Below are 25,692 nucleotides of genomic sequence, written 5' to 3'. Positions count from 1 at the left end.
AGGACAAACGACCATGAACCAGGACACTTCCCCCCGCTGGCAGCAGCGCATCTTCTTCGGCGAATGGGCAGCCGGACGCGGCGACGCAGTGCCGGTCATCGAACCCGCTACCGGCGACACCCTGACAATGCTCGCCACTGCCAGTGCCGAGGACGTCGCCCAAGCGGCCCGCCTCGCAACCGAGGCCCAGTCCGCCTGGGCCGCACTGCCCTTTGACCGCCGCGCCGCCGTGCTGCGCAAGGTCGCCCAGTTGCTGGAAGCGCGCGCCGGCGAGATCAACCAGTGGAACATCCGCGAATGCGGGTCGATTCCGCCCAAGGCCGAATGGGAACTGGCCGCCACCGTCGAGCAGGCCCACATGGCGGCGGCGATGCCCATGCAGGCGATCGGCGAGATCTTCCCCTCCTCCATGCCCGGCCGGCGCAACTACTGGCAGCGGGTGCCGATCGGCGTGGTCGGCGTCATCGCGCCGTGGAACTTCCCCATCCTGCTCGGCCTGCGCTCGGTGCTGCCGGCCCTCGCCATGGGCAATGCAGTCATTCTCAAGCCCGACGTGCAGAGCGCGATCTGCGGCGGCCTGCTGCTCGCCGAGCTGTTCGAGGACGCCGGACTGCCCAAGGGCGTGCTCCACGTGCTGCCCGGCGGCCCCGCCACCGGCGACGCCCTGGTGCGCCATCCGGCGGTGAAAATGATCTCCTTCACCGGCTCCACTGCCGTCGGCCGCCAGATCGGCGAGACCTGCGGGCGCATGCTGAAGAAGGTGGCGCTGGAGCTCGGCGGCAACAACGCCATGGTGATCCTCGACGACGCCGACCTCGAATCCGCCGCCTCCTGCGCCGCCTGGGGCGCCTTCCTCCACCAGGGCCAGATCTGCATGCAGGCCGGCCGCCACATCGTCCACCGCAAGATTGCCGGACGCTACGCGGACCTGCTGGCCGCGCGCGCGGAAGCGCTGGTGGTCGGCAACCCCGCTACCGGCCCGGTTCACCTCGGCCCGCTCATCAACGACCGCCAGGCAACGCGTGTCGCCGAGGTGGTGGAGCGCTCGGTGGCACAGGGCGCCCGCGTCCTCGCCGGCGGCAAGCGCGACGGCCGCTTCTACCCGGCCACCGTGCTCGCCGACGTGACCCCAGAGATGCCCGCATGGGACGAAGAGATCTTCGGGCCGGTTGCGCCGATCACGGTGTTCGACACGGACGAAGAGGCGGTGGCGCTGGTCAACAGCTCCGACTACGGCTTGTCCGCCGCGGTGCATAGCGCGTCGATATCACGCGCGCTGGCGCTGGCGGCCCGGCTCAAGGCCGGCATGGTCCACATCAACGACCAGACCGTGAACAATGAATTCCAGGTGCCTTTCGGCGGCATGGGCATATCGGGCAACGGCAGCCGCTTCGGTGGCCCGGCCAGCTTCGAGGAATTCTGCCAGACCCAGTGGGTTAGCGTCATGGATCGCGGGATCCAGTATCCCTTCTGACACGGCGCCCTGCAGCCGCATCTTCGGTCGCAGGCGGGCGGGCGTTGGTGCGGTGCACCATCACGGACGGTACCATGACATGGCTTATCCGCGTATAAATAGGGCTTTGGTAATAGCGGCCGACGCCTCGCCGCCGCCCGGCGGCGAGGCGTCGGCCCCTCAGCTGCCCGCTATGAACGCCACACCGATTCCGTCCCTGGAAAGCGCCGTCGCTGCCCGACGGGCCTATTTCGAGCACGGCCTCAGCCCGAGCGATCTGATCGACGATGCGATCTTCCGCTCATGGACGCGCTGTACGGCGGCCGACCGCAGGGAGCGCGAAGCAGTCGAGTTCCAGCCAGTTGGCCACGCGCAGCTGCGCCAGTTGCGCGATCGCAGCAACGACTTGCTTCGCGCTGCGCGCGAACCGCTGGAGCGGCTGGCGCGCGCTGTTTCCGGCGCAGGCTATGCGGTACTGATGACGGACCACCGGGGGTACGCCCTGTCCGTGGCGGGAGCCATTGACCAACGTCCGCACCCGATGCGGCTCGCCTTCCGGCCAGGGGTCGATCTTTCCGAGTATGCGATCGGCACGTCGGCGATGTCGTGCGCATTGACCGAGCGCCGCCCGGTACGGGTGTTCGGGCCCGAGCACTTCTTCTCGGCCATCCGCGGCTTCCACTGCGCGGCCGCGCCGATCATCGCGCCCGACGGCACCCTCGCCGGCGTGATCGATATCACCCGCGATTCGCCGCTGGCCGATCCCGGTGCGCTCGCGCTGGTTCACCAGTCCGCGCAAGCCATCGAACGCGAGCTCTTCCGCGCCCTGCCCGCCGCACTCACCCTCGCGCTCGGCTGGCATCCGGCGCCGACGGTGGGGGAACTGACGCTATTGGTCGCCTTCGGCGCCGAGGGCGAACTTCTCGCAGTCAACGAGCCCGCACGGCGCTTCATCGGTGCCGACGCCCTGTCCGCCGCGAGCCGTTTCGAGGATCTGGTCGACGGCCGTTTCGGCGACTGTGCGGCGGCCTTTCTCCGTGGCGCCGAGGCGCTGCCGCTACGGCTGCGCTCCGGCCTGCAGCTCTACGCCACGCTCGCCGATCCGCCCGCACGCCCCACCCCGGTGACCCGGCCGACTTCGCACGCGGCTCCAGTTACCGGCTCACTGGAGTTCGGCGACCCGGCGATCAGCGTCCGGCTCGACGCCGGCTGTCGCGCACTCGCCAACGGCCTGCCGCTGCTTGTGCTGGGCGAAACCGGCAGCGGAAAGGAAATGGTGGCGCAAACCCTGCATGCCCGTAGTCGCTATGGCGACGGTCCGCTTGTGGCGCTCAACTGTGCGGCCATCCCGGAAACTCTGATCGAAAGCGAGCTTTTCGGCCACGTCGAGGGCGCTTACACCGGCGCCCGGCGCGGTGGCATGCCCGGCAAGATCGAGCAGGCCGACGGGGGGACGCTCTTTCTTGACGAGATCGGCGACATGCCGCTGCACCTGCAGGCGCGGTTGCTGCGTGTACTGGAAACACGTGAGGTTAGTCGACTTGGCAGCGTGACCAACCGCAAAGTGGATTGCCAACTGATTTGTGCCACTCATCAGGACATCCCACGCGCAGTCCGGGAAGGTCGCTTCCGCGCCGATCTCTATTACCGCATCAACGGATTCTCCTTGCGGTTGCCACCGTTGCGTGAGCGGAGCGACTTACGGGCACTGATACACGCCCTACTAACGGGTATTGGCAACGGCTCTAGGCAGTTGTCGAGTGACTCCATGCAACTGCTACTGTCCCATCCCTGGTTCGGCAACACGCGCGAACTGAAACACGCGCTTTGCTATGCCGATGCAATGGCCGACCCTGACGACGCACTGTTGCCGGCGCACTTCCCCGAATTCTCAGCGCCCGACGCTTTGCCAGGCTGCAGTCCCATGGGTGGGTTGCTGCTAACACTCGAGGAGGACGCCATCACCCGCAGCTTGCAGGCCACCAATGGAGACGTCCGCATGGCCGCCAAGATGCTGGGCATCAGTCGCGCCACGCTCTACCGCAGGCTGCGCAAACGGGCCACAACTGAGGCCGTGTCGCGATCAGTTCAGTGACAGCGCCGCCGGAACCGACGCGGGGGATAGGAGTGATTCGCTCGCGCATCGCTTTCGCAAGCCCCCCCAAGGACAGCTTTGGGTCGCTATGCAGAGGTCTACATAGCGACCCTTACCTGTCCGTCGCGGTTTTCCGAAGCAGCCATTCCGCAAAACAGTGCCGGTGCCAGCTTCAGACGTTGCAGGAGCCGCAGCACGCCCTCGTCGAAAAAGATCGAAATGAGGACGACATGCTACGAGTGCTCGCTCACGGATCGAGCAGAATCCACCAATCAGCCCATCGCCCGCGGCACATCCTGCTCAGTGGTCGTTTATTATTGGTCGAATTTGCCCATTCATGGAGGTTTGTGACGCTTGCTTGATCGCGATTGGAAGCCGGGAAGACATGCGTGGTGCATCAATTGAGAGCTCTTCTGGTTCACGACTTTGCACCGAGCACTAGGCACAATACCTGTGCAATCGCTTCTCAAACAGGAGTAACCCTGACATGAACTTCCGTATCACGATCAATGCGCTGGGTTCCGCCGCACTGCTTGCGTGGGCCGCTCCCTCCTTGGCGGATGGGCCCGGCGACAAGATCACGCCCAACTTCGAGCAAGGTATTCCCAACATCCCTGGCAAGTCGCTGGTGGCTGTGGAGGTTGATTACCCACCGGGCGGGACATCACTTCCGCACGTTCACGCCAAGTCCGCATTCATCTACGCCTATGTCGTGTCCGGCTCGATCGAGTCGAAGGTCAACAACGGCGAGAGCCGTATCTACAAGGCTGGGCAGAGTTGGTCGGAGCCGCCGGGCGCCAGTCATCCAGTGAGCCGCAACGCGAGCAAAACCGAACCCGCAAAGCTGCTTGCAATCTTTGTAGTGGATACCGACGACAAAGAACTGACAACGTTCAAGTACTAACTTTTCAATAAGTAGTGTCACTATAGAGCGTATTGACACTCTGGTTGCCGGAAGAATGACTTCACGAGCTCGGGGAGTTTCTGAATGCTGCGCAGGGCCCCGAGTGCGAGGCGCTTCATGTCCTCCTTGCTCTCGACCCCCTGGCGCGAAACCTTGCGCTTCACATGCGCCCAGACCGTTTCGTCCGGGTTCAGGTGCGGCGAATACGGCGGCAGGTAGAACAGCTTCAGCCGGCCGCCGAGGCTGTCGACATAGGTCTTGATCAACTTTGCCTTGTGGATCGGATGACCATCGACGATGACGAACACCGGCTTCTGAGCGCCGATCATCAAGCGCTTGAGGAACTCCAGAAAGACCTTCGCACCGACCGAGCCTTCATGCAGCATGAACCGAAACTCGCCCTGCGCGCTCACCGCCGAGATCATGTTCAGCGAAAAGCGCCGGCCGGTGGCCGTCACCACCGGCGTCTGGCCCTGCGGCGCCCAGGGGGTGCCGGTATGGTAGTCGGAACGGATGCCCGACTCGTCGGCAAAGTAGATCGTTGCGCCCGTCGCACGCGCTTCGGCGCGAATGGCGGGATAGGTCTCGGTCTCCCAGGTCCGCACCAGCACGGGATCCTGCTGCCAGGCCTGATAGAGCGGTTTCTGGGCGCTGAAGCCCAGGATCTTCATGAGCCGGTGGACCGAGGAAACCGACAGTTCCTTCTTGAGCTGACGATTGATCAGGTGACGGATCAGCGTCAGCGTCCACAGCCCGAACTCGAACTTGAACTGCTGCGGGGTGTGGTCGCGGACCGCGCGGGCGAGCCAGGCCATCTCCTCGGCGCTGAGCCTGGGCGGACGTCCCGGGATCGGCTTGGCGAGCAGGGCGTTCTGGCCGCCGTTGGCGAAGTCGGCCAGCCAGCGGAAGACGCTGCGAGGATTCACGCCGAACGAGGCGGCGACGCTCTGCACGGTCTGCCCCTCACGCACCGCTTTGATGGCCTGCTGCCGCATCACCTGCAAGGTGTGATGATCGTGGGCGCGGCCGTCGGAAGTTCGCTTGCATTTCATGCCGCATATTATCGCCTATATGGCATTACTTTCGGGAAAGTTAGTAACCAACTTGATCAGGTGGTCCCAGGTCTTGGGCGCCGCCGGCATAGTGAAATTGTGGGCCGAGGTCGAGCCCTGAGCCCACACCCGACCGGTGCCGTGATCGCCGACAGCAGGGGGAACCCGAACTCGCTGCTCTTCGCCTTGTCGCCGCGAGGGCTGGATTCGAAGAACGGTAGTCTGGTCGCACTCACTGCGAATCCTTTCTGAAACGATCGAGCGACGCCGTCCTTACAGCGCTGGCGGCGTGCGCGACGCAATCATGAGGCGATTCCAGGTGTTGATCTCACCAATGCACAGCGTGAGGTTGGCAATCTCCTCGGGGCTGAACTCGGCCTTCACTTGTTCATAGACCGTATCCGGCACCTCCTGTCCGGCAAGTGCTGTCACCGCATCGGCCCAAGCCAGTGCCGCCCGCTCGCGAACACTGAAGACCGGCGATTCCTTCCAGGTGGCGACAAGATTGATCTGATGTTCGGTGATGCCGTACTTTCGCGCGAGCGGAATATGCATGGCGACGCAGAAGCCGCAACCGTTCGTCTGCGACACGCGTAGGCGCACCAGTTCGAGCAGGCCGAGATCGAGACCGGCGCCCTGCACGTAGGTGTGCAGCGCGTACATGGTTTTATAGCCCTCGGGGATAAGTTTGGTGATGTCGAATCGCTGTTCCATGTGTTCAACCTGTAATTGAAGCGACGCGAACTGCCGTCGTCGGGTAGAAAAAATTCGAATCCTTTTCAGGACTTGGCTGCAAACACCGCTTCTGGTGTGCGACGGAAGCTGATCGCGAGGCGGTTGTAGGCGTTCATCAAGCCGATGGCCATCGTCAGGTCGGCCAGTTCCTTCTCGTTGAAGATGCGCCTGGCGGCTTCGAACTCGGCATCCGGAACGCCGGTCTGCGCCACCCGGGTCACCGTTTCCGCCCACGCCAGGGCTGCCCGTTCGCGATCGCTGAACAGTTCCCCGGCCTCCTGCCACACCTGCACGAGCGCCAACTTCTCGACCTTCACCCCTTTCTTGACGAGGTCGCGAGTGTGCATGTCCAGGCAATAGGCACATCCATTGATCTGGCTCACGCGCAGATAGACCAGGTCGACCAGCACGTCATCGAGCCCGGATTGCATGACGTAGCCGTAGACGCTGCCGAAGGCTTTCACGCCAGCGGGCGAGGTTCGCGTGTAATCCAGTCTTTCACTCATTTCAAAAAACCTATTTCTCAGGAGCACAGGATCGTGTGGACAGGAGTATGTAGTCGCCGAGGTTCATTAAAAAGAACCAAAAAAGTATATTCAGGATGTACCATGTAGCATGGCGAAGATCCTCGATCTCAAGCTCGATCGAACGGCCGCGGCCTCCCTGGCCGAACAGATCCGCATCGGCGTCACGGCAGCGATCGACAGCGGAGTGCTCGCGCCCGGAGCACGACTGCCCTCGTGGCTGGATCTCGCCGCACAACTGGGTGTCGCACGCGGCACCGTCAAGACGGCTTACGAGCGATTGGCGGATAAGCAGCTCATCGTCTCGTCGCGTTCCGGCGGCACTCGGGTGGCGGACCGTCCGGCGAAGCGCGCAGCGCCGGACTCGTCCAGGACGGCGGATGCGTTGCCGCAGCTGTACCAGGACTTCCTTAGCGGAACATCCGTGTTCCAAAACGGCGTGCCCGCCTCGGACAGCTTTCCGGTCGCGCTCTTCGCCCGATTGCGCGCCCAGGCCGCCCGTGCCGAAGTCGCCGCTCCGCTCATTTATCCGGACCCGCGCGGCGAGCCTGAGCTCAGACGCGAGATTGCGGCGCATCTGGCACTTTCGCGGGGTATCGAATGCCGTCCGTCCCAGATCTTCATCACGGCGGGTTTTTCCGGCGCACTCGGCGTCGCGCTCAGGGTCCTCCAGCCGGAAGGGCGATCCGCCTGGGTGGAGAATCCCGGTTTTCCTCCCAGCCGCAAAGCGCTTGAAATCGCTCGGCTCGCCCCGGTCCCGATCCCCGTTGACGATGAGGGGATCGACGTTGCTTACGGCATGCAGCATGCGCCCGATGCTGCCTTGGCACTGGTGACGCCAGGCCAACAGGCTCCAAGCGGAGTTCCTCTGTCGCTCGCTCGGCGTGTGCAACTAATCGAATGGGCGACGCGCGCCGACGCGTGGATCATCGAGGACGACTATCTCGGTGAGCTCCAGCTGAAGCGCCGGGCGGCCCCCGCGCTGGCATCACTGGACAGCAGCGGACGTGTGGTCCACATCGGCTCGTTCAGCAAGACGATCAGTCCCACGCTGCGGCTCGGCTTCGTCGTCGTGCCTCCTGCGCTGGGTCCGCGGTTTGCCGAAGCGGCCCTGTGTCTCGCTCCCGCTCCCGGTCCCGCGGTGCAGTGGGCAACGGCGGAGTTCATGCGCGACGGGCACTACATGCGGCATCTGCGTCGCATGAAGCGCGTATATGCCGGTCGCAGCAATGCGCTCCTTGCAATGGTGCAGTCCATGGGATATCTCGCCCGTCCGGCAGGCCTCGGCGTACTGCTATGGCTACCCGAAGGGGCGCGCGACAGCGTTATCGCCCGAGAAGCACTGGCCTTCGGGTTGGCGCCGTCTCCACTGTCTGCGTGGTTCAGTCCCGCCGGAATTCAACGCCCGGGGCTTCTTCTCGGTGTTGCCACCACACCCGAAGCTCATCTCCCCGCCGCCTGCGATCGTCTACGTCAACTCATCCAGACGTTCTCCTGACGCAACGTCGTGTTGCCGTGGATGCGAGTGGGGGCGATCCATCGCGGCGGCGCGGCGGCAGAAATGAGCGCAAGGGACGCTCGCGGGGCGCTTCACGCTCGGGCGGCCGGTTTTCGTCGCGCCATGCAATGGATCAATCGCGCTCGCCTTCTTCGTCCTCCCAGGCATAGCGGCGGCGAGGCGGGATATCGAGACGCCGCAACGCTATCGCTGACAGCGCGCCGATCAGGCCACCTGCCAGGTGAGTTTCCCACGACAGCCCCTGCTGAATTGGTAGGACTCCCCAGGCCAGACTGCCGTAGAGAAAGTACACGAGCAGGGACGCGGCGATCGCGCGCCGATCGCGCCGAATCACGCCGGCCAGGAAAATGTGGGCAACCAGGCCGTAGACCACCCCGCTCGCACCGACGTGGACCGATGCGCGGCCGAGCAGCCACACTGCGGCGCCGGGGCCGAGGAAGATCGCCGGGAGTGCCCGGACGGCCGAGCCCGGATAGAGGTGCAGCATCGCCGTAAGCAACACCAGCAGCGGCGCCGTGTTGGCGATCAGGTGGCCGAAGCTGCCGTGCAGCAGCGGCGCCAGTACGATGCCGGGCAGTCCGCTCAACTCGCGGGGGCGCACGCCGAACCGCTCGAGGCCCAGGTCGAGCGCCGTGTTCACCGCCTGGACCAGCCACAGGAAAGCGACCAGGCAGAGCGCGATCCTGAACGCAAGGCGGAAGCTCGCGCGGGCGCGCTCGGAACTCGTGTACGCCGGGTCGGGAATGTCTACGTCCATCGTCCTTGCCGCATCGGCCGACTTCGGCCCGCTATGTGCGCGTCTTGCTTCATTCTAGGCTCGCTCGCGACTTGGGTGGGCCGCGTAGCCGGCCAGTGCGGCCGAGGGCGCCCCGACCTATGATTCTCAGGAAACGTCGGGGCGCGGCCGATGCCCTGAAGCCGGGGATGCGAACCGCTACCAGCAAGGAGACGATATGTCCGGCCCATCCGTCCAGCCCCGATCGGTGAACGTTCGCGCAACGTGACCGAAGGCGTGATGCGCGCGCCCAATCGATCGATGTACTACGCGATGGGCTATCGGGAGACGGATTTCGGCAAGCCGATGGTCGGCGTGGCGAGCGCACATTCGACAATCACGCCCTGCAACAGCCGGCTGCAACCGCTGGCCGATACCGTGGTCGCGGCCTTGAAGGAGGCCGGTGCCAATCCGCTGTACGCGAAGGCCATCTCGGAATCCTCAGGGGCAATCTATCGCCGGAAGGCTGCGTGGCGAAGATTTCGGGAAGAACCCCGCCATCACCGGCCCGGCGCGCGTCTTCGACTCCGAGGACGGCGCGATGAGGGCGATCATGGCGCCCCAAGTTCTCGGGAGGCACCTGGGGCATGGTCGTCGGCCACGTTTCCCCCGAAGCGTTTGTCGGTGGCCCGATTGCGCTGGTCCGCGACGGAGACTCGGTCACGATCGACGCGCACCGGCAGCTCGTCGAGCTGAATGTCGGTGATGAAGAGCTCGCGCGGCGAGCCGCCAACTGGACGCCGCCGTCCCCGCGCTACACCCGCGGCGTGCTGGCGAAGTTTGCAAAACTCGCCAGTTCCGCGAGCAAGGGTGCGGGTACCGATCTGGACTTGTAGGTGTCGACGCGGGAGACCCGGCCGGAGGCCGCGGGATCGGGGCTGGCAAAGCCCAACTTGCGCAGATCGCGAGAAGCCGCAACAGGCGTTCTCACGCCGGTCGGTGACAGGCGGTCTCGAATTGTTGCCGCCGGGAATCTAACGCCGGAGCGCGCTTCCATCAGCCACACAGTCTCGGTGCCGGGCCGAGTCCTGTCCAGGACTGCCCGGTACAGCAACCGTCACCGACGGGATGCCCGCGCCGGTGCTGCTTGGCGAATCGCCTTTTGGTGGCGCCACCCCAGTGGCACCGGCGATTTGTTCTGGTAACCCGGGCATCGACCGCCGTCTGCGTGGAACGCATGGAGGGGATAGGGATGACCGACCACATGCCTGATGACCTGTCTGCCACTGGCAGGGACCTGAGGGCCTACACCGACGAGCTGCGTCCCCGGCACGGCGTCGTGCGCAACGTCCATGGCGAGTGGGTGTTGCTGAGACACGAACTGGTCGTGCAGGCTGCGCTGAGCGATGACCGGTTTTCCAGCGCGGTGTCGAGCCATCTCCACGTCCCGAACGGCATGGACTCGGCCGAGCACACGGCATACCGGGAGGCCCTGGACGGCTTCCTCACCCCGGAGGCGCTCGCGCCCTTCCGTGAGCGATTCCGTCGGGTGGCGACCGGCTTGGTCGCGTCGCTGCCCAGGGGCGTTGCCGTCGACGCCGTGTCCCAAGTGGGCGTCCGGCTTGCGGTCCGGGCGCAAAGCGCGTGGCTGGGCTGGCCGGCCGATCTCGAAGATCACCTCGTGGACTGGGTTGCCGAGAACCATGCCGCGACGCGCTCGGGCGATCGGTCGTGGACGCAGCGGGTGGCGGAGTCGTTCGACGACCTGATCCGCTCCGTGCTCGAGCCGCGCCGCGGCACTGCGCGCGAGGACGGCGCGGACGATGTCACCGCCGGGCTCATGCGGACCGAAGTGAACGGCCGGCCGCTGACCGACGCGGAGATCGTGTCGGTTCTGCGTAACTGGACGGGTGGGGACCTGGGCTCCATCGCACAGTGTATCGGCGTGCTGGTCCATTACTTGGCGACGCACCCAGCTGTGCAGGATCATCTGCGCTCGGGCGTACCTGACGCCGAGATCGATGCCATCATCGATGAGATCCTTCGGATCGACGACCCGTTCGTGTCCAATCGCCGCGTGACGACGTGCCCTGTCACGATCGGTGGCGCGGAACTGCCGCAAGGCGCACGCGTGAAACTGAACTGGACGTCCGCGAACCGGGACGAGGTGGTCTTCGGCGACCCGGACGCCATGGATCCGGAGCGCAACGCCGACCGAAACCTGGTGTACGGCATCGGAAGGCACGCGTGCCCCGGACGCTTGCTGGCGACGCTGGAAATGCGCATCGCGATGCAAGAACTCCTCGCCGCGACGTCGTCGATTGCACTCGACTCGCAGCGGCCAGCCGAGCGGGCCGTGTCTCCAGTTGGCGGCTGGGCCATGGTACCGATCGTGCTGGCGTAACCCCGTTCGCCTTGGCGCATGAGTTGGATGCTGGCACGTGCCACCTACCATTAACTCGACGCCCGCAGATGCTGTTGCCGTGGGATTTCAGGTTGGACCAACGACCAGACTGAAACGGACCGCCTGTGGAATGTGACTGTAGGAAATGACGGACAGGAAAGCGCATGCGGCGAGTGCAAAGACAAGTGGGGACTGTTGTGGCAAATCAGGCCACGCGCCCTGACAGCCGCTATCACCGATCCTGATTTAGCTGCGGCTCAGCGCGTTCGAAGCCATGATGGGGATGAGAAAGATTGATATCGCTGCGATCGAGCCCGCTCGGCGCGGCTGACGCCGATGCCGTGCCAGCGACGAACGGCAGGTCGCGGTGCTCGCCGAGCGAGAAATTCCGCCTGCTGCCGGCCGGTCACCTTCTCTCGACAACGGACTTTCGAATGGCTGTTCCGCTCCGAAACCTGCCGAATGACGGAATTCAGCATCTCGGCCTGAACGGTCGTTGGGGCTCCGTGTCCCCAATGACCGCAACGCATCCGTCAGCAGGCGTAGGGCCTGGAAGTCGGCCTCAAAAGATCCCCATCGCCAGACCGGCTGCCATCGCGGCTCCGAGCTCTCCGCAGCGTCGAAGATCCTCCATGGCGATTTGCTTGGGCCGAAGGATCGCCTCGGTAGTTTGGGCATGCGTGCAGACGATCAGTGGGGGTGCGATCCGTCTCAGCCGCCAACCGGTGGCGATGCGATCAATCTGTCGGGCCGCGTTGGCGCCGTCGCTGCCTGCGCAGACAAGGGTCGCATAAGGACGCCCATTGATACAGTCCAGCACAGGGTAGTAACTACGATCGAAGAAGTCCTTCATCTGCCCGGAGATGGCAGCCAAGTTCTCAGGGGTTGCAAAGATGTACCCATCCGCATCCAGGACATCCTGAGGGCCGGCCTCCCGGGCATGGAAGAGCTGCACTGCCACCGTTCCATCCGCAGAGGCACCGGCCGCCGCGGAGCGTGCCATCTGCATCGTACCCCCGGTCATGGTGTGGTAGACGATTAACAGCGTTCTCATTAAGAGAGCCTACACCGGAACCACCCTTGCGCTCGGCACTATCCGCGTCATTTTCGCTTGCCTGCAATAAGTTGGTGATACCTCAAGCGATGGGTGAGGTGAGCGACGAATCGTCGTATCAGCATCTAGTCGGCGTAACACCGTCAGCTTCCCAGCACGATGGGCGAACCGGGGCTATCGGCCCAGTGCTGCCGTTCTGTTCTTCCAGCAAGCGGCGATGCAAACGACCGCTGCACTTCGTAACCTGCCCGAAACGCAACTCACACAACTCAGCCGTGGCGGACGGCCAGCCTGCGCCGATTGAGCGGCGGCAGTGTTGCGGAAATCCGTCGCACCGCGCTCAGCACCGTCGAACGGCGGGTCTCTGGTTCATCGAACGGGTCTTATCGACCCAAACTTGCCGGTCGAGCTTTGTCGAAGCGGCCATTCGCTCCAACAACCGACGCGACGGATGCGGCCGTTCGATACGCCGAAGCGTCTTTGGCTACCTGGGCGCAGGTTTGAGGGCGAACCGGTCAGTAAGGGTAGGAAGGCGCTGGTCGGTCACCGGCCACAACCAGACTGTCACTTTTTCAAAAAATCTGACGTACAAGGGTCCGCTCCGCTCAGAAAGCCGCCTGATCGTCGATACGGCATTGCGGCCCAAGCTGACCTTGAACCGGGCGCCTCGAAAAACCTCGACTCGCCCACCCTTGGTAAAATTACAGCGTCCTCAATCTCGCCACAGCCGACATCGATGAAACCGCGCAGCGCCATCAAGACCGACCTGTTTGCCTTTGATGCCCACTGCAAGAAGATCGACACGCTGGGTGACCCGCTGGTCGAGATCGAATCGCATATCGATTTTCCCGCGCTGGCGGCCGAGGTCGATATGATTGCGCCGCGACTCGTGAGTGCGCAGGGCGGGCGCCCGCCATACCCGACCGAGACGATGGTGCGCATCCTGGTGTTGAAGCGTCTGTACAACCTGTCCGATGAGCAGATGGAGTACCAGTTGCTCGACCGCATGAGCTACAAGCGCTTCTGCGGACTGGCGAATGCGACGAACGTTCCGGATCGCACCACGGTGTGGACCTTCGAGAACCGGATTGGTGAAGCGGGGGCGAAGGCCTTGTTCGACGGGGTCTCGACGCAGCTGCTCAAGAAGGGGTTCATCGCGCGCGGCGGTCAGATCATCGACGCGACGCTGGTGCCGGCGCCCAAGCAGCACAACCGCCGCGGCGAGAAGGAACTGATCGAGCAAGGCGCAATGCCCGCCTCGTGGCGCCCGGCGAAGCGGCGCCAGAAGGATACTGAGGCGACCTGGACCAGGAAGCACGGCAAGAGCTACTTCGGCTACAAGCTGTCGATCAACATCGACAAGAAGTACAAGATCATCCGCCGAATCGAGACCGATACTGCCAGCACGCACGACAGCCAGCACTTTGACAACGTCTTCGACACGCGCAACACGAGCCGCGATGTCTATGCCGATCGGGGCTACCCGTCCGAGCAGCGTGAAGCCAGGCTCAAGGAGAACGGCTTTCGCAACCAGATCCAGCGGAAGGGCAAGCGCAACAAGCCGCTGTCCGAGTGCCAGCAGCGACGCAACAAACGCATCGCCAAGACGCGTGCGCGGGTCGAGCACGTGTTCGGGGCCATCGAGCAGATGGGCGGCAAGCTGCTGCGCACCATCGGTCAGGCGCGGGCGAACTTTGCGATGACGATGATGGCTGCCTGCTACAACCTGAAGCGGCTGGTCTATTTCAGGAAGGCCGGAATCGAGGCCTTCTGACGCCCGAAATGGGCCGCATCGCCGATGTCCGAGGCGATTCGAGGCAAAAACTGAGCGACACCGCGGGAAGAAGCGGTGATTTGCCGAAGGAACTGAACCGAATTCGGTCGCGGTCATCGTGTCGCACCGGGGTTCATTGAAAACCTCGGGTTATTCGAGGTGCCCAACCTTTGGTTTTGCTCGGTCGGCTATTTATCGGTTAACTACTCTTATGCATAAAACGCGTCGAATGTCAGCTTCTCAATCCTGCAAACACTGTGCGTTACTATTAAATTGCGATGTCATTCAGACCCTGCCAAACTACCGCCACTCCAAAGAATAGGGGGCTCCGTGACTTACATTCTGATAGTTCTGACGGTACTCATAGGCTTTGCGGCGGCGTGGGTCGTGTTTCGGGAAAAGCCCGCGCAAACGGAGCCGGTATCGGCAAGTAGCACGCCTGGCGAAACATCGAAGAACTACGCACTTTTCCTCGATCTCGAAACGACAGGCCTGGATCCTGAGAACGACAGGATTACGGAAATTTGCTTGTTTCGTGCAGCTTTTGGGGAAACCGTCCACGACGGACTGGGTACCTTGATTAATCCTGGTCGGCCAATTCCCCGACGGGTTGTCGAGTTGACGGGGATTACCGACGAAATGGTGACCGACAAACCGGGAGAGGAAATCCTTCACAAATTTTTTGACTACATCGGCGCCGATCCGGTACATGCTTACAACGCCGATTTCGACATGGGCTTTCTGCGAGCGGCCGCAAAGCGTCTGGGGCGATCTTTTAACAATGAATCCCGTTGTGTGCTTGAACTGCTACGCGAGAAGCATCCGAATTTGCGCTCGTATAAGCTGGGGGATGCCTGCACCGCGCTCGGCATCCATCCCGAGGGCAAAGCGCATAGGGCGCAAGGAGACGCAATCCGGGCGATTGCTCTATGGGATGCTATAAGAACAAAAAAGCAGCCTGATGCCACGTATCTGCGTCATTCCTATGTCGACAACGATGACGATGACGAGGAATGCGAAGTTTACGGCCATTTCAACATGGCCGGAGAGTGCTTTTACGTGCGGACTGTGCGCGGAGGGCAATCAACAATCCCCGACAAGGATCCGATCTGGGCATTTTACACTGAGCAAATGGTTGCTGGTAAATACGATATTCGCCTGCTGGATAACGGACTTACATATGAAAAAGCACTAGCTGTCAAAGACAAATTGCTAAAAACTCACGCAAAAACGGTACTCAATCGCGCTAACCCATGGCGGAAATACAACGCAAAGGCGCAGGAGAGATATCAATCGCTAAAAGGCCAAATTGATACCCTGATTAATTCCGGGAAGCTCGTCGAAAAAACTAATCCAGATGATGCGTTGGACGCCTACCGACGGGCGATCAAGCTGGGGGAAGAGCAGTTGGATCTGTTACTGGAAGACAGTTTGCTTGGAGAGGTTGATCGAGCTTACGGAAAGATTCATCGATGTAATTCGCTATTGAAAGCGGTGGATCGGATAACGATGGTTTTATGCCGGAACAAACTACACGTCGAAGCGGCTGCCACGGCTGATGATCTATTTAATCGTTATCCAGGCACAAATTCGCTCCCCGGGGCGGAGAAAATCCGTGACCGTATTTCAAAGAGGTTGGGAAAGGGTAGCTCGCGGCAACAGCACCCGGATACATGCTAACGGCGATAACTGTTAATCGAGGATTGCGTTTTTAGCAGACCTTCGATGTCTGCGTCGACCATATGTAGCAGCAAGAGTGGGCGGGCTGCTTACCTTATTCGTTAGGCGCTTAGCAACATGCGTGAGTTTAAGACCGAGACATGAACGAAGAAAGATTAAGCTACGTTTACAGCTTTAAGTGCGGAGATGACATTAAGCATTTGGAAAAGCTGTCAGATCAAGTGCAAAGTAATATAGAGCGTTACATAGTTCAAGTTATCTCCGAATCCTTTGTTAAACCGGGAGACGAGGATTATATAACCGCTCGGTTATTGGCTCAAAAAGGAATGCACCGCGCATTTTTCTGGGCAGCCTCGCAAGCAGTGGAAAAATACCTAAAGGCTTTTTTGTTGATGAGAGGGGCTTCGGTCAACGAAATACGTTTCCAAGGGCATCCGATAGGCGACTTATTTCATGAAGCGTGCTCGGTAGATGAAGAGCTAGCCTCTGTCGATACGAATCCACATTCAAGAATTAAGTTTCATCCGAATGTCGCTGACTCTTTTGATGAAATCTCAGTAGCTAGACTCATAAATGATCTTGAAGCGCAAGGAAGTCCAGACAACCGTTACAACTCATTCGGTGTTAGCTTTAGCTCGGGCTATTTGTTTGCGCTTGATAGCTTTGCTTTTGGTCTTAGGCAGCTAATTGGTGTGCCTCCCATACAGGAAACGCTTAGGAAATTGGATCAAAGCCTAGTTGAGACATTCTATTTCTACAATCCATGGTTCGCGCAAAGCGACACCGGTCTTGCTGAAATTCCTAATGAGAATTTTAAACTGAGGTTATCTGACTCCGTCACGACCTTGGAACAGCTTATCAGCACACACTCGCCATATGGTTCTAGATATGCGCTTCAATGGCTTGACAAGAAAATGAAACTACCAGGAAAGGTGAAGCGATATTTGAGGGGGGTTTAATGTACTATTCGCGTAATGCGCTTAATAATCAGCTACAACGGAGCAAATTCCGCTGTGTTTCATTTGCCCGCTGATTCGGGCGTTGAGCGGTAGTTTTCCTCAAAGCTCAACGGCCGCATTGGGTTAGGCCAGGCATTCAGATGTCCGATTTGGAGCGGAAATGGCTGGCCGCTTATGGCCGAGCTGAGGCCCCGGGAAGGCGATGGCCAACCTCTGGAGCGCTCAGAAAGCTGCCCGTCGTACGCCAAAAGTCGCGTACGCAGGGCAACGGCGGCTTGCGGGTGCGCTGTCCCACTCAACGTCAGCTTTGGGGAAAACGGCCATTGGCCGTTTGTGGCCGGTAGCGAGCCCTCAAGATCTCGCCGGTGAGCAGCCGGTACTGCTTGAAGGGCTGTGATCGCGCTGCCACCTCGAATCGGATGCCGCTCAGGGTGATCGCTGGGCGGCCGGTGCAGGCCAGCGGACTTGGTGGATGCAACACCTAGCGGCCTGTCGGACTACGCCACCGACGGTAGCGAAGTCCGACAGGGTGCTAGGGACCCAAGGCGCTATCAGCACGTAGCCGCGCAACCGCAAGATCGACGAAGCTGCGCACCTTCGCCGAGCCATGGCGCCCCTCCCGATGGACCACATGTACCGGCAGATCGGGCGCCTCGCAGTCGGTGAGGACGGCCCGCAATTCTCCCGAAGCGAGTTCTGGCGCGATCTGGTAGGACAACAGGCGCGTCAATCCGTAACCTCGCCGGGCGGCCTCGAGGGCGGCGTCGTTGGTATTCACGATGATGCGCGGTTGCACGCGCACGGTCCGTTTCTCGCTGGCCGACTGAAAGACCCAGTCGTTTGTCGGGGAGACCCCGCTCGCGGCAACGAGACGATGCCTCGCCAAATCTTCCGGCCTTTCGGGCACGCCGTGCTCGTGGAAGTATGCCGGGGCGCCCACAACGACCCGGTGCACCTGTCCGACACGGATCGCGCGCAGCGACGAATCGGGCAGTTGGCCGATGCGGATGCCGACGTCGATGCCCTCCTCCACGAGGTTCACGAGCCGGTCGACGAATAGCGCGGACACCGACGTCTGCTCGAAGGCCGACTGATATTCCGCAATGACCGGCATCACATACAACTTGCCGAAAAGCACAGGGGCGGTGACAGCCAAGTGACCGCGCGGCGCGGCGTTAACACCCGCGGCCGCGACATCGGCCTCGTCCAGTTCCATCATGATGCGGCAGGCATCCTCAAGGTAGCGCGCGCCGGCTTCCGTCACCCGCACGACACGCGTGGTGCGGGTGAGCAAGCGCACCCCAAGGCGCTCTTCGAGAGCGACGACGGCGCGCGTGACAGCGGGCGGCGAAAGCCGCAGGCGACGGGCCGCTCCAGCGAAGCTCTCCGCTTCGGCCACGGCGACGAAGACGTTCATCAGGTGAAAGCGGTCCATCAGTATTACGCCGTACGGAATAATGAATTTCATTCTACGGCTATTCTTGCCTGAAATCGCCTTTGGCAAAGTGGTGAGCGTCGACGGTGCTCCGACACCCAAATCCGCTCATCACGCAAAGGAGAAACATCATGGCCCGCATCAACGTCGTCACGCACGAGACTGCCAATGCCGAACAGAAGGCGCTTTTCGACGTCATCCAGTCCAAACTCGGCATCGTTCCGAACTTCCTCAAGGTGTTCGCGAATTCGCCGGAGGCCCTCAAGGCCTTCCTTGGCCTGCACGGCATCGCCAACACGGGCAGTCTCGATGCGCTGACGCGGGAGCGCATCGCGCTCGCCCTGGCACAGCACAACGCCTGCCAGTACTGCCTGTCGGCCCACACCGCGATCGGTCGCAAGGCGGGGCTCGACAATGCCGAGATCGAAGCCAACCGGGCGGGCGGCAGCCACGATGCCAAGGCCGCCGCGGCCGTCAGGTTTGCCCGCGCCCTCGTCGCTCACTCCGGCGAGGTCACCTCCGCCGAGCTGGCCGACGTGCGCAACGCCGGCTATGGCGATGCGGAGATCGTCGAGATCATCACTCACGTCGGCATGAACATTCTCACCAACATCCTCGGCAAGGCCAGCCGCGTCGACATCGATTTTCCGCAGGTCGAACTGAGGCCCGCCGCTTGAGATCGACGCGAGCGCGGAAGGCCTTCCCCTTCCGCGCTACTTCCAGGAGAACTCAATGGCCAACGCATTCATGGAGATTGCCTTCACCCCGAACGTTCGGGCGCTGCAGGCACGCATGGGGAGCCGCGACGCGTATGCCCGTGGCGATGAGGACGTTGTAAAAGAGCCCGTGCTCGGTCCATACGAGATTCCCTTCATCGAAGCACGCGACAGCTTCTACCTGGGGACGGTGAGCGAGACCGGATGGCCGTATGTCCAGCACCGCGGCGGGCCGACGGGTTTCCTCAAAGTACTCGACTCGCGCACGATCGGCTTCGCGGATTTCAGCGGAAACCGACAGTACGTCTCGACCGGCAATCTGGCCGGCGACAACCGCGTCAGCCTGTTCCTGATGGACTATCCGCGCCAGACGCGCCTGAAAATCCTGGGGCGGGCACGGGTCGTCGACGAGGACAGCGAATCGGAATTGATGGCACGCCTCGACAACCCGCATTACCGCGCGCGAGTCGAGCGCGGGATCGTTATCCGCATCGAGGGTTTCGACTGGAACTGCCCGAAGTACATCACCCCTCGGTATACGGAAGAGGAAGTCGCGCAGCGAATCCGGGATGCTGTCGAGGCCCACGCGGGAACCGTGTCGCAGGGAAGCCCGGGATCCGATGAGCCGCTCGGCAGCGGGGAACTTGCGCTTGCGGTCACCGGCGTCCGGCAACTGACCTTGCGCGTAAGAGCCTACGAGTTGCGTGCAGAAGGTGCGGGCCTCTTGCCGCCGGCGGAGGCGGGGTCACACCTCGAAGTGCCGGTACGGCTTGCGGACGGATCCGTCGTCACGCGGCAGTATTCGCTTGCCGCAGACCCCGCAAGCTGCGATGCCTATGAAATCGCGGTGCTCCGCGAAAGCGAGGGACGCGGAGGATCGCTTGCGATCCATGAAACGTGGCAGATCGGTACGCGGCTGCGTGTGTCGCGGCCGATCAACCACTTTCCGCTACACGCCGACTCACGGCCGGCGGTGCTGATTGCAGGCGGCATCGGGATCACTGCGATCAAGGCCATGGCGGAAGCGCTGCGACGGCGGAACTCCAGGTTCGAACTGCATTACACCGGGCGAACTCCTGCCGATATGGCCTATCACCGGCAGCTCGCTCGGGAGCTGCCGGCAAGCTATTTCACCTATTCCAGTCGTGTTCCGGGTGAAGAGCGTCTCGACGTCTCGAAGGTGCTCCCAGGCCCGTGCGCGGATGCGGTGTTCTACGTCTGCGGACCCGCCGCCTTAATCGAGGCCGTGCGCAGCGAGGCCCGACGACTCGGCATTGCGCCGGAGCGGGTGCAGTCCGAATCGTTCACCTGACTGTCGAGAAACTCGCAACCACGCCTCGATGAGAGGGCTTCGACTTGGACGATTGGGAGTCCTTCCTACTCACAGCCCTCGGCACGACACCGCACTTCGGACATGGACCCCTTGACGGCCCGCACCGCCAGCCTGGTGACCGCGACGCCGCCGATGAGGACCAGATCGGTCGGCAACGCCGATGGCCACAGTGCAGGAATTGCGGGGAGCAGCAAAGTATCGTTGCCCTCGGATCAGCGCGACACCACTCCCCCTCAGCGCACCGCCAACAGCCGAGCGCAAGCACACGGAGGCTGGTGCGGTGCGCATGTGAAAGGAATTGCGCTGCCGTGCGGAAAGCAGCATGCCTGTGGGCATCCTCAAGGTCGACCGCACCTTCGTCACCGAGCTCGCCGATACCGGCCCGGACCCCGCTATCGTCCGCGGCATCATCGCCCTCGCTCACCAACTGGAACTCGAAGTCATTGTCGAAGGCGTAGAGACAGCGATCCAGTACGATTTAGTTCGCAAAATGGGCTGCGACGTCGTGCAGGGCTACCGGCCCGGCAGGGCGATCTCCCCGCTAACGGCCACAGCACCACTCCGGTCAGAGATTTTCTCGCCGACTGGCCCGCAGCGGGCAGCGAATCGCATCTCTGGGGTTCCGCCCATTGCCAACGATCATGCATCTTTGGTCCGCCGTCGGCCGCCTAAGGGAGCCGCCGTTTGCCACGTTGGGGTGAATTCCGGCTTATCGGCCAATGCCGCCGGCCGCCTCGCGCCGTATGAGCGGCGGCCGTGAAGCGTACAGCTGCCGCATACTCTCCACCCTGGGGCGTCCAGGCGCTCGGTTGCCCACCACCGTACGAAACGCATGAGCTGGGCCCTCGGCCCGGGGCCAGCGCCCTCATCTATGCTGATGTCGTGACCGCGTGCGCCAGCTCGCGTAGCAGCGAACTACCGTCGCCGCGCCAAGCGCTACCGTGCATACACGCCAGCGTCTTCGGCTCCTCGCTAGCCAGCCGGTTCAACGTGGCGCTGGTGCTCGGCGCATGGGCGAAGTAGTCCATCGGCCGCCGGAATGCTTCACTTGGGGCCAGGATGTCGGCTTCCGTCAGTGCCGCCTCGCCGCTGCCCGGCTGTGTGAACAGGTCGCCACAGAAGAAGGTGCGGGTGGACTCCTCCATCATCAGTCCGCATTCCCAAGCGTGTGGCACGTGCGGCGTGTCGAACCAGCGCATCGCATGGCGGCCGAGCACGAGCAGCTCGCCGTCGGCCATCGCCCGCGGTGCACGGTCCGCCAGGTCGTTCATCGAGACCATGGCGGCGATCTGCCCGCACAGAGGCACGGCCCGCGGGGCGATCGCGAGGAATTCGTTCATCGAGCCGCATTCGTCGGCTTCCACATGTGACAGGCCGACGTAGCGCAGCCGCTCGAGCGGGAGCACGTGCCCGATCGCCTCGCTTACCACAGGGAACAGCTTGCGCGGTCCCGTGTGGAAGAGCAGCGGGTCCTCATCCACCACCAGATACTGGTTGAAGCTGAACCGCGCTCCATCCGGCAATCGGATCGGGGTGTTGATGCGGTAGATGCCCTCGGCGATCTCGTGGACGTTCGTGCCTGACTGGGAGTTGGTGATCATGGACGCCTCCTGTGAAAAGACTGCAGGATGTGTCGCCACCCGGCAGATCGTTACAAGCTTTTTCGCGCGACACGGGGGCTATACTGCTCCGCCATGGACCCGGAAGACGTCGGCAAGGAAGACATCGAAGCGCAGCTGGCCCGCCGCATCGCCGGGGCCCCAGCGGGCGAGGCCCTGGACGCGGAAGCCCGCCTGTACCGCCTGCTGGCACCGCGTGCCCGTCGTTATGGCCTGCGCCATCTGCGCGACGAGCATGCCGCTTCCGACCTGATGCAGCATGTGATGACGCTGACCATTGAACAGTTGCGAAGCGGCGCGTTGCGCGAGCCGGGACGCGTCGTGTCGTTCGTGCTCGGCGCGTGCCGCATGACCGTACTGGAGATGCGCCGTGGCTGGCGGCGCCGCGAGGCCTTGCTCGAGCGCTATGGCGATACGCTCTCCATCGCCGACATCACCGCGCCGCAGCGGCTCGACCATGAACGCGTGGCCGACTGCCTGCAACGTCTGCCGGAGCGAGAGCGCTCTGTGCTCGTGATGAGTTTCTACGAAGATCGACCTTCGGAAGACGTGGCGTCCATGCTCGGCCTGAGTCCCGGGAACGTGCGCGTGATCCGCCACCGGGGCATCGGGAGGCTGCGCACTTGCATTGAATCCGGAGGGAAGCGGCCATGACGAAGACATCCGCCCGCGATCACCCCGACTTCGGCGATCTGCTTGACTACTGGTTGGGGGACAGCGACGAGACGACCACCGATGCCCTCGACGAGCATCTGTTCGGCTGCGAGGCCTGCGGCGCGCAACTCGACCGCATCGCCGCCCTGACTCGCGGTGTGCGCGAGGCGTTCGATGCCGGACGCCTGAGCGTCGTCGTGACCCCGCGCTTTGTCGCCCGGCTGGCCGAACAGGGGCGGCGGATGCGCGAGTACCGGGTGCCACTCAATGGAAGCGTCAACTGTTCGGTGGGTACGGACGACGAGGTGGTCGTCGGCCGGTTGCAGGTGCCGCTGGAGGGCGTGCAACGGCTGGATATTACCGCCGACGCCTCGCTGGGCGGGGACACCGAATGGCTGCGCGACATCCCTTTCGATGCCGCCAGCGGGGAGGTGGTGCTCCTGTCCAAGCTCGCCGAACTGCGCGAGATGCCAGCCCATGAAATGCGCGTACGCGTGCTGGCGGTTGAAGACCAAGGCTCACGCGAGATCGGGCACTTCACCTTTCGGCATACGCCATCAGCAGCACCTTAAGTTGGCGTAAGTCAGCTGCTAGTCACGATGTGGATAATTGGTGTGGCGTGGCGGCCTATCGTCACGACGATCACGCGGCGGTTCTCAGCAGCGGCCAGCAGCGGATCGCCTTCAACAGCTGCCGCAACCGGCATTGTCCGAAGTACCAAGCGCTCACGCGCGCGGAGCGGCTCGAGAATCGGCGTGCCGAGCTCCTCCCGGTCGAGTACTTCCATGTCGTCTTCACCTCGCCGCAGCAATGCCGGGTCTGCTTTGTTACCTGCCGTTAAACCCATAATGGTGGCAATGGCTGGGTCGGAAGCACCCAGTCACCGTCACTCGACACCCGCCATTCTTGATCGCAGCTTCCCGCCGCACGACCGGCAGGTTTAGCGGGAAGGGCGCTTCCCAGGCAACAGTTCAAACCCCAGGTGCTGCGTCAACGCGTCGTACGAGATGGGCCTGCCCAGGCGAGCTTCATCAGTGTTGGGCAGCCAGTGCGCCCACGCGCGGTTCTTGGTAGCGTCATACACGAGCTTGTACACATGGGTTGGTACCGCGACGGGACTGGAGCCAATGGTGGCTCGGTGCCCTTGCCATGCGGGGCCTGTAAACACGTGAACGGTCGAGCCGCTGCGCTTCACGTAGGCCCGGGTATCCCGCTCGACTTTGGCCCAAGTCCGCCTGTTGTTGTTCGGCGCCTGGGGAACCACGTTCGCCAACGAAAAACTCTGCGCCATCGCTTGAGCGGTTGGCATGTCAGCTGCCGGCGCCATGTGACCACGGTCGAAGCCCGACCGGTGGTAATCGTCGAGGTGCGCGCGCTCTAATCTGGGCAGGCGGGCGTCGGCGAAGAACCGATTGGTCCGTTCCTCGTCGTCCGCGTCGGTCAAGCTTGCGCGGGTGAGCTTCTCAACCACGAACAGCGGCGTGCGGGTTTTGCCCGAATGCAGAAGTGCGAACGCGTCGTAGCACAGTTCGCGCAGCTTCCAATCCGCGGACCGCTTGATGACCGGAGGGGGGCCCGGGAAAGCGTCCGGGCAACTGCGAAAGCCGTTGCCTGCGGCATAGTTAGTGGTTGTTAGCAGCAGGGCGGCTAGGGCAACGACGGAACGCGTTCGCATACGTTTTCGTGGGTCAGTCTTGGGCGGGGGGCGCCACCATAACCCACTGGACGACCGCAGCGTCGACGAGAGGTGCCGCCTACAAACGGGCTAAGTGTTCTGCGGCATCGCGATCTGAGTGTACCCCAGGAGAATTCAACTTGAAGACGTCATGATGATGGGGTACCTTGGCTGCGCTATTGGCGTGATCGAGCCCCCTGCGGAGATATAAATGCGCGCGTTGATTCTGGCTCTTCTAATGGCACTCGTCAGTCTCGCAAGCCATGCGGAAGAAGGCTCTTGCAGTGCTCGATCTGCCGAGAAGAAGCTGTCAGGCGCCGCCAAAGCGAGCTTCATGAAGAAGTGTTCGCGGGACGCACAAGCGGCTTGCGAAGTCGCGGCGACCGAGAAGAAACTCGCGGGCGCTGCACGTGCCAGCTTCACCAAGAAGTGCGCGCGCGATGCCGTCGGGAACTGAGCTGCCTTGAGCCAACTTACGGCAGGTAGCCGAAGCCCCTCGGCTGATCGTTCGTGCGGGGAGCTTTTTTGGCAGCCAGCTTCTGCGGTCGCCTTTCAGGTTGCTTTTCCGGCCGTTTAGGCATCTCCCGAAGTTCTGCGACTGTCACGGTCGTCTGCGCGTCGGAACCGTAGGCCACCTGAAGCAGGATCTTCACTGGATTCGGGATAGTGCGCCCGGATTCATAGCGAGATGCCCCGGATTGCGTGATGCCGAGCCGCATCCAGAATTCACTCTGGTTCAGGCCGAGCATCTTGCGTCGAGCGACAACGTCGGCGTTTGTCTGGAACCAAAAATTGCTGGTCTTCGCAGGTGGCATGTGACGGTCCTCACTGGTCGATGTCGAATCGTCGGATATTCTATCGGCATTTCATGCGTCGTTGCGACATCGACGATCTCCCGTGGCTCTTTTCGTGCAAACGATCGGAGCTGCTCAGGCCGGCGAGCCTCGCGGTGTTCGCGGACTGATTGGGCGAGACGCTCGCCCGGCCGATGCGGGGGACTGCCATGCGGGCCGGCAGATCGCAGCGGTGCGTCCCGATCCGCCATGACGGCAGGATTCAGAAGATGTGTTCCAACTATCGACCTGCTCGGAGTGCCGAGCTTGCGCACTTTGGCCCTCGCAGCGTTTTGCAGCAAGCCAAGAAGCTCTAGCAAAATGAAGTCTATGCCTTCTGCAAGTGTTGCCAGCAGAAGATGCAGCAGGCGATCTCGAAGGCTTCGTAGCCAATGACGGGGATGCGCTCGAAGCGGATGCGAAGTCCGCGAAAGGGGTGCAGCGAGCCGAGCGTATGCTCGACGAGCAGCAGCCTTTACCGAGGCCTCCGGTGCTGCTCCCCGTTTCGGGCAAGCTGGGTTTCCATTGGCACGGGCGCCAGTTGATCTCGGGCTAGACG

24 protein-coding genes and 4 pseudogenes are annotated in these 25,692 nt (G+C 62.5%); 19 read left to right on the top strand and 9 right to left on the bottom strand.

Features of this window, described 5'->3' with window-relative positions; genetic code table 11:
• The first annotated feature begins 13 nt into the window (after window positions 1-13).
• From GO608_RS01415 to GO608_RS01405, 3 genes are all read left to right on the top strand, one after another.
• Window positions 14-1,474, top strand: coding sequence for a benzaldehyde dehydrogenase (locus GO608_RS01415; RefSeq protein WP_169200365.1), 1,461 nt, complete (start codon window positions 14-16; stop codon window positions 1,472-1,474).
• Between the two features lie 172 nt (window positions 1,475-1,646).
• Window positions 1,647-3,548, top strand: a complete 1,902-nt coding sequence (locus tag GO608_RS01410; protein ID WP_169200364.1) for a sigma-54-dependent Fis family transcriptional regulator — start codon at window positions 1,647-1,649, stop codon at window positions 3,546-3,548.
• A gap of 487 nt (window positions 3,549-4,035) precedes the next feature.
• Window positions 4,036-4,452, top strand: a complete 417-nt coding sequence (locus tag GO608_RS01405; RefSeq protein WP_169200363.1) for a cupin domain-containing protein — start codon at window positions 4,036-4,038, stop codon at window positions 4,450-4,452.
• A gap of 20 nt (window positions 4,453-4,472) precedes the next feature.
• Here the strand turns inward: GO608_RS01405 and GO608_RS01400 are convergent, their stop codons facing one another.
• From GO608_RS01400 to GO608_RS01390, 3 genes are all read right to left on the bottom strand, one after another.
• Window positions 4,473-5,504: an IS630-like element ISAzo33 family transposase gene (locus GO608_RS01400; RefSeq protein WP_247002681.1), complete on the bottom strand. Its 1,032-nt coding sequence runs from the start codon at window positions 5,502-5,504 to the stop codon at window positions 4,473-4,475.
• Window positions 5,505-5,777: 273 nt separating this feature from the next.
• On the bottom strand, window positions 5,778-6,218 hold the full coding sequence (locus GO608_RS01395; protein WP_011239640.1) for a carboxymuconolactone decarboxylase family protein: 441 nt from the start codon (window positions 6,216-6,218) through the stop codon (window positions 5,778-5,780).
• Window positions 6,219-6,283: 65 nt separating this feature from the next.
• The gene (locus GO608_RS01390) at window positions 6,284-6,745 is read right to left on the bottom strand and encodes a carboxymuconolactone decarboxylase family protein (protein WP_169200543.1); all 462 of its coding nucleotides are present in this window, start codon (window positions 6,743-6,745) and stop codon (window positions 6,284-6,286) included.
• Window positions 6,746-6,854: 109 nt separating this feature from the next.
• Between GO608_RS01390 and pdxR the strand changes: the two genes are divergently transcribed.
• Entirely contained in the window at window positions 6,855-8,261 is a 1,407-nt protein-coding gene (gene pdxR, locus GO608_RS01385) for a MocR-like pyridoxine biosynthesis transcription factor PdxR (protein ID WP_169200542.1), read from the top strand.
• A gap of 133 nt (window positions 8,262-8,394) precedes the next feature.
• On the opposite strand, the gene GO608_RS01380 is transcribed toward pdxR, so the two are convergent.
• Window positions 8,395-9,039: a rhomboid family intramembrane serine protease gene (locus GO608_RS01380; RefSeq protein ID WP_169200541.1), complete on the bottom strand. Its 645-nt coding sequence runs from the start codon at window positions 9,037-9,039 to the stop codon at window positions 8,395-8,397.
• A gap of 258 nt (window positions 9,040-9,297) precedes the next feature.
• On the opposite strand from GO608_RS01380, the pseudogene GO608_RS01375 reads away from it, so the two are divergent.
• The 4 genes and pseudogenes from GO608_RS01375 to GO608_RS01360 form a co-directional block, all read left to right on the top strand.
• A pseudogene (locus tag GO608_RS01375) lies at window positions 9,298-9,468 on the top strand (dihydroxy-acid dehydratase); the annotation flags it as partial.
• Window positions 9,466-9,893, top strand: a pseudogene (locus GO608_RS01370) (dihydroxy-acid dehydratase); the annotation flags it as partial. The pseudogenes GO608_RS01375 and GO608_RS01370, both read left to right, overlap by 3 nt.
• 356 nt (window positions 9,894-10,249) lie before the next feature.
• The gene (locus GO608_RS01365; protein WP_169200540.1) at window positions 10,250-11,401 is read left to right on the top strand and encodes a cytochrome P450; all 1,152 of its coding nucleotides are present in this window, start codon (window positions 10,250-10,252) and stop codon (window positions 11,399-11,401) included.
• A 96-nt stretch (window positions 11,402-11,497) separates the two neighbouring features.
• A pseudogene (locus GO608_RS01360) lies at window positions 11,498-11,732 on the top strand (VOC family protein); the annotation flags it as partial.
• Between the two features lie 231 nt (window positions 11,733-11,963).
• Here the strand turns inward: GO608_RS01360 and GO608_RS01355 are convergent.
• Window positions 11,964-12,455 carry a flavodoxin family protein gene (locus GO608_RS01355; RefSeq protein WP_169200539.1) on the bottom strand — a complete coding sequence of 164 codons (492 nt, stop codon included), beginning with the start codon at window positions 12,453-12,455 and terminating at the stop codon, window positions 11,964-11,966.
• A 736-nt stretch (window positions 12,456-13,191) separates the two neighbouring features.
• Here GO608_RS01355 and GO608_RS01350 point away from each other — a divergent pair.
• The 3 genes from GO608_RS01350 to GO608_RS01340 all read left to right on the top strand — a co-directional run bounded on the left by GO608_RS01350 (window position 13,192) and on the right by GO608_RS01340 (window position 16,868).
• On the top strand, window positions 13,192-14,229 hold the full coding sequence (locus tag GO608_RS01350; protein WP_247002679.1) for an IS5 family transposase: 1,038 nt from the start codon (window positions 13,192-13,194) through the stop codon (window positions 14,227-14,229).
• Between the two features lie 330 nt (window positions 14,230-14,559).
• The gene (locus tag GO608_RS01345; protein WP_169200499.1) at window positions 14,560-15,909 is read left to right on the top strand and encodes a 3'-5' exonuclease; all 1,350 of its coding nucleotides are present in this window, start codon (window positions 14,560-14,562) and stop codon (window positions 15,907-15,909) included.
• A gap of 140 nt (window positions 15,910-16,049) precedes the next feature.
• Window positions 16,050-16,868: a HEPN domain-containing protein gene (locus GO608_RS01340; RefSeq protein WP_169200500.1), complete on the top strand. Its 819-nt coding sequence runs from the start codon at window positions 16,050-16,052 to the stop codon at window positions 16,866-16,868.
• A gap of 532 nt (window positions 16,869-17,400) precedes the next feature.
• Here GO608_RS01340 and GO608_RS01335 read toward each other — a convergent pair.
• Complete coding sequence (locus GO608_RS01335) at window positions 17,401-18,303, bottom strand: LysR substrate-binding domain-containing protein (RefSeq protein ID WP_169200507.1); 903 nt, start codon at window positions 18,301-18,303, stop codon at window positions 17,401-17,403.
• Window positions 18,304-18,434: 131 nt separating this feature from the next.
• Here GO608_RS01335 and GO608_RS01330 point away from each other — a divergent pair, with 131 nt between their 5' ends.
• The 3 genes from GO608_RS01330 to GO608_RS01320 all read left to right on the top strand — a co-directional run bounded on the left by GO608_RS01330 (window position 18,435) and on the right by GO608_RS01320 (window position 21,112).
• Window positions 18,435-18,980, top strand: a complete 546-nt coding sequence (locus tag GO608_RS01330; RefSeq protein WP_169200501.1) for a carboxymuconolactone decarboxylase family protein — start codon at window positions 18,435-18,437, stop codon at window positions 18,978-18,980.
• Window positions 18,981-19,035: 55 nt separating this feature from the next.
• Window positions 19,036-20,331, top strand: coding sequence for a pyridoxamine 5'-phosphate oxidase family protein (locus GO608_RS01325; protein ID WP_169200502.1), 1,296 nt, complete (start codon window positions 19,036-19,038; stop codon window positions 20,329-20,331).
• A gap of 343 nt (window positions 20,332-20,674) precedes the next feature.
• Window positions 20,675-21,112, top strand: a complete 438-nt coding sequence (locus GO608_RS01320) for an EAL domain-containing protein (RefSeq protein ID WP_169200503.1) — start codon at window positions 20,675-20,677, stop codon at window positions 21,110-21,112.
• Window positions 21,113-21,221: 109 nt separating this feature from the next.
• Here GO608_RS01320 and GO608_RS01315 read toward each other — a convergent pair whose 3' ends face one another.
• Window positions 21,222-21,953, bottom strand: coding sequence for an oxygen-binding di-iron domain-containing protein (locus GO608_RS01315; protein ID WP_169200504.1), 732 nt, complete (start codon window positions 21,951-21,953; stop codon window positions 21,222-21,224).
• Window positions 21,954-22,046: 93 nt separating this feature from the next.
• Here GO608_RS01315 and GO608_RS01310 point away from each other — a divergent pair, with 93 nt between their 5' ends.
• The 3 genes and pseudogenes from GO608_RS01310 to GO608_RS01300 form a co-directional block, all read left to right on the top strand.
• Window positions 22,047-22,625 carry an RNA polymerase sigma factor gene (locus GO608_RS01310; RefSeq protein ID WP_169200505.1) on the top strand — a complete coding sequence of 193 codons (579 nt, stop codon included), beginning with the start codon at window positions 22,047-22,049 and terminating at the stop codon, window positions 22,623-22,625.
• Window positions 22,622-23,197 (top strand): hypothetical protein, encoded by a 576-nt coding sequence (locus GO608_RS01305; protein ID WP_169200506.1) that lies wholly within the window; start codon window positions 22,622-22,624, stop codon window positions 23,195-23,197. The genes GO608_RS01310 and GO608_RS01305 overlap by 4 nt, the downstream gene beginning before the upstream one ends.
• A gap of 92 nt (window positions 23,198-23,289) precedes the next feature.
• Window positions 23,290-23,433, top strand: a pseudogene (locus GO608_RS01300) (transposase zinc-binding domain-containing protein); the annotation flags it as partial.
• 132 nt (window positions 23,434-23,565) lie between these two features.
• Here GO608_RS01300 and GO608_RS01295 read toward each other — a convergent pair.
• A complete protein-coding gene (locus tag GO608_RS01295) occupies window positions 23,566-24,300 on the bottom strand; it encodes a DNA/RNA non-specific endonuclease (protein WP_247002677.1) in 735 nt (244 codons plus the stop codon).
• A 211-nt stretch (window positions 24,301-24,511) separates the two neighbouring features.
• On the opposite strand from GO608_RS01295, the gene GO608_RS01290 reads away from it, so the two are divergent.
• Entirely contained in the window at window positions 24,512-24,757 is a 246-nt protein-coding gene (locus GO608_RS01290) for a hypothetical protein (RefSeq protein ID WP_169200670.1), read from the top strand.
• 16 nt (window positions 24,758-24,773) lie between these two features.
• On the opposite strand, the gene GO608_RS01285 is transcribed toward GO608_RS01290, so the two are convergent.
• Complete coding sequence (locus GO608_RS01285; RefSeq protein ID WP_169200657.1) at window positions 24,774-25,115, bottom strand: helix-turn-helix domain-containing protein; 342 nt, start codon at window positions 25,113-25,115, stop codon at window positions 24,774-24,776.
• 364 nt (window positions 25,116-25,479) lie between these two features.
• On the opposite strand from GO608_RS01285, the gene GO608_RS19640 reads away from it, so the two are divergent.
• Window positions 25,480-25,689 carry a hypothetical protein gene (locus GO608_RS19640; RefSeq protein WP_211159661.1) on the top strand — a complete coding sequence of 70 codons (210 nt, stop codon included), beginning with the start codon at window positions 25,480-25,482 and terminating at the stop codon, window positions 25,687-25,689.
• The last annotated feature ends 3 nt before the right edge of the window (window positions 25,690-25,692 follow it).

The organism is Aromatoleum buckelii (assembly GCF_012910785.2).
GTDB lineage: Bacteria > Pseudomonadota > Gammaproteobacteria > Burkholderiales > Rhodocyclaceae > Aromatoleum > Aromatoleum buckelii.
This window is presented reverse-complemented; position numbering and strand designations above follow the sequence as displayed.

What these genes read in the sequence shown, in the direction of transcription:
- GO608_RS01405 (WP_169200363.1), top strand. Translation starts at nt 4,036, where the DNA reads ATGAACTTCCGTATCACGATCAATGCGCTGGGTTCCGCCGCACTGCTT.
- pdxR (WP_169200542.1), top strand. Translation starts at nt 6,855, where the DNA reads ATGGCGAAGATCCTCGATCTCAAGCTCGATCGAACGGCCGCGGCCTCC.
- GO608_RS01340 (WP_169200500.1), top strand. Translation starts at nt 16,050, where the DNA reads ATGAACGAAGAAAGATTAAGCTACGTTTACAGCTTTAAGTGCGGAGAT.
- GO608_RS01285 (WP_169200657.1), bottom strand. Translation starts at nt 25,115, where the DNA reads ATGCCACCTGCGAAGACCAGCAATTTTTGGTTCCAGACAAACGCCGAC.
- GO608_RS01355 (WP_169200539.1), bottom strand. Translation starts at nt 12,455, where the DNA reads ATGAGAACGCTGTTAATCGTCTACCACACCATGACCGGGGGTACGATG.
- GO608_RS01390 (WP_169200543.1), bottom strand. Translation starts at nt 6,745, where the DNA reads ATGAGTGAAAGACTGGATTACACGCGAACCTCGCCCGCTGGCGTGAAA.
- GO608_RS01335 (WP_169200507.1), bottom strand. Translation starts at nt 18,303, where the DNA reads ATGGACCGCTTTCACCTGATGAACGTCTTCGTCGCCGTGGCCGAAGCG.
- GO608_RS01395 (WP_011239640.1), bottom strand. Translation starts at nt 6,218, where the DNA reads ATGGAACAGCGATTCGACATCACCAAACTTATCCCCGAGGGCTATAAA.
- GO608_RS01400 (WP_247002681.1), bottom strand. Translation starts at nt 5,504, where the DNA reads ATGAAATGCAAGCGAACTTCCGACGGCCGCGCCCACGATCATCACACC.
- GO608_RS01365 (WP_169200540.1), top strand. Translation starts at nt 10,250, where the DNA reads ATGACCGACCACATGCCTGATGACCTGTCTGCCACTGGCAGGGACCTG.
- GO608_RS01290 (WP_169200670.1), top strand. Translation starts at nt 24,512, where the DNA reads ATGCGCGCGTTGATTCTGGCTCTTCTAATGGCACTCGTCAGTCTCGCA.
- GO608_RS01415 (WP_169200365.1), top strand. Translation starts at nt 14, where the DNA reads ATGAACCAGGACACTTCCCCCCGCTGGCAGCAGCGCATCTTCTTCGGC.
- GO608_RS01380 (WP_169200541.1), bottom strand. Translation starts at nt 9,039, where the DNA reads ATGGACGTAGACATTCCCGACCCGGCGTACACGAGTTCCGAGCGCGCC.
- GO608_RS01305 (WP_169200506.1), top strand. Translation starts at nt 22,622, where the DNA reads ATGACGAAGACATCCGCCCGCGATCACCCCGACTTCGGCGATCTGCTT.
- GO608_RS01310 (WP_169200505.1), top strand. Translation starts at nt 22,047, where the DNA reads ATGGACCCGGAAGACGTCGGCAAGGAAGACATCGAAGCGCAGCTGGCC.
- GO608_RS01330 (WP_169200501.1), top strand. Translation starts at nt 18,435, where the DNA reads ATGGCCCGCATCAACGTCGTCACGCACGAGACTGCCAATGCCGAACAG.
- GO608_RS01325 (WP_169200502.1), top strand. Translation starts at nt 19,036, where the DNA reads ATGGCCAACGCATTCATGGAGATTGCCTTCACCCCGAACGTTCGGGCG.
- GO608_RS01320 (WP_169200503.1), top strand. Translation starts at nt 20,675, where the DNA reads ATGCCTGTGGGCATCCTCAAGGTCGACCGCACCTTCGTCACCGAGCTC.
- GO608_RS01315 (WP_169200504.1), bottom strand. Translation starts at nt 21,953, where the DNA reads ATGATCACCAACTCCCAGTCAGGCACGAACGTCCACGAGATCGCCGAG.
- GO608_RS01350 (WP_247002679.1), top strand. Translation starts at nt 13,192, where the DNA reads ATGAAACCGCGCAGCGCCATCAAGACCGACCTGTTTGCCTTTGATGCC.
- GO608_RS01410 (WP_169200364.1), top strand. Translation starts at nt 1,647, where the DNA reads ATGAACGCCACACCGATTCCGTCCCTGGAAAGCGCCGTCGCTGCCCGA.
- GO608_RS01295 (WP_247002677.1), bottom strand. Translation starts at nt 24,300, where the DNA reads ATGCGAACGCGTTCCGTCGTTGCCCTAGCCGCCCTGCTGCTAACAACC.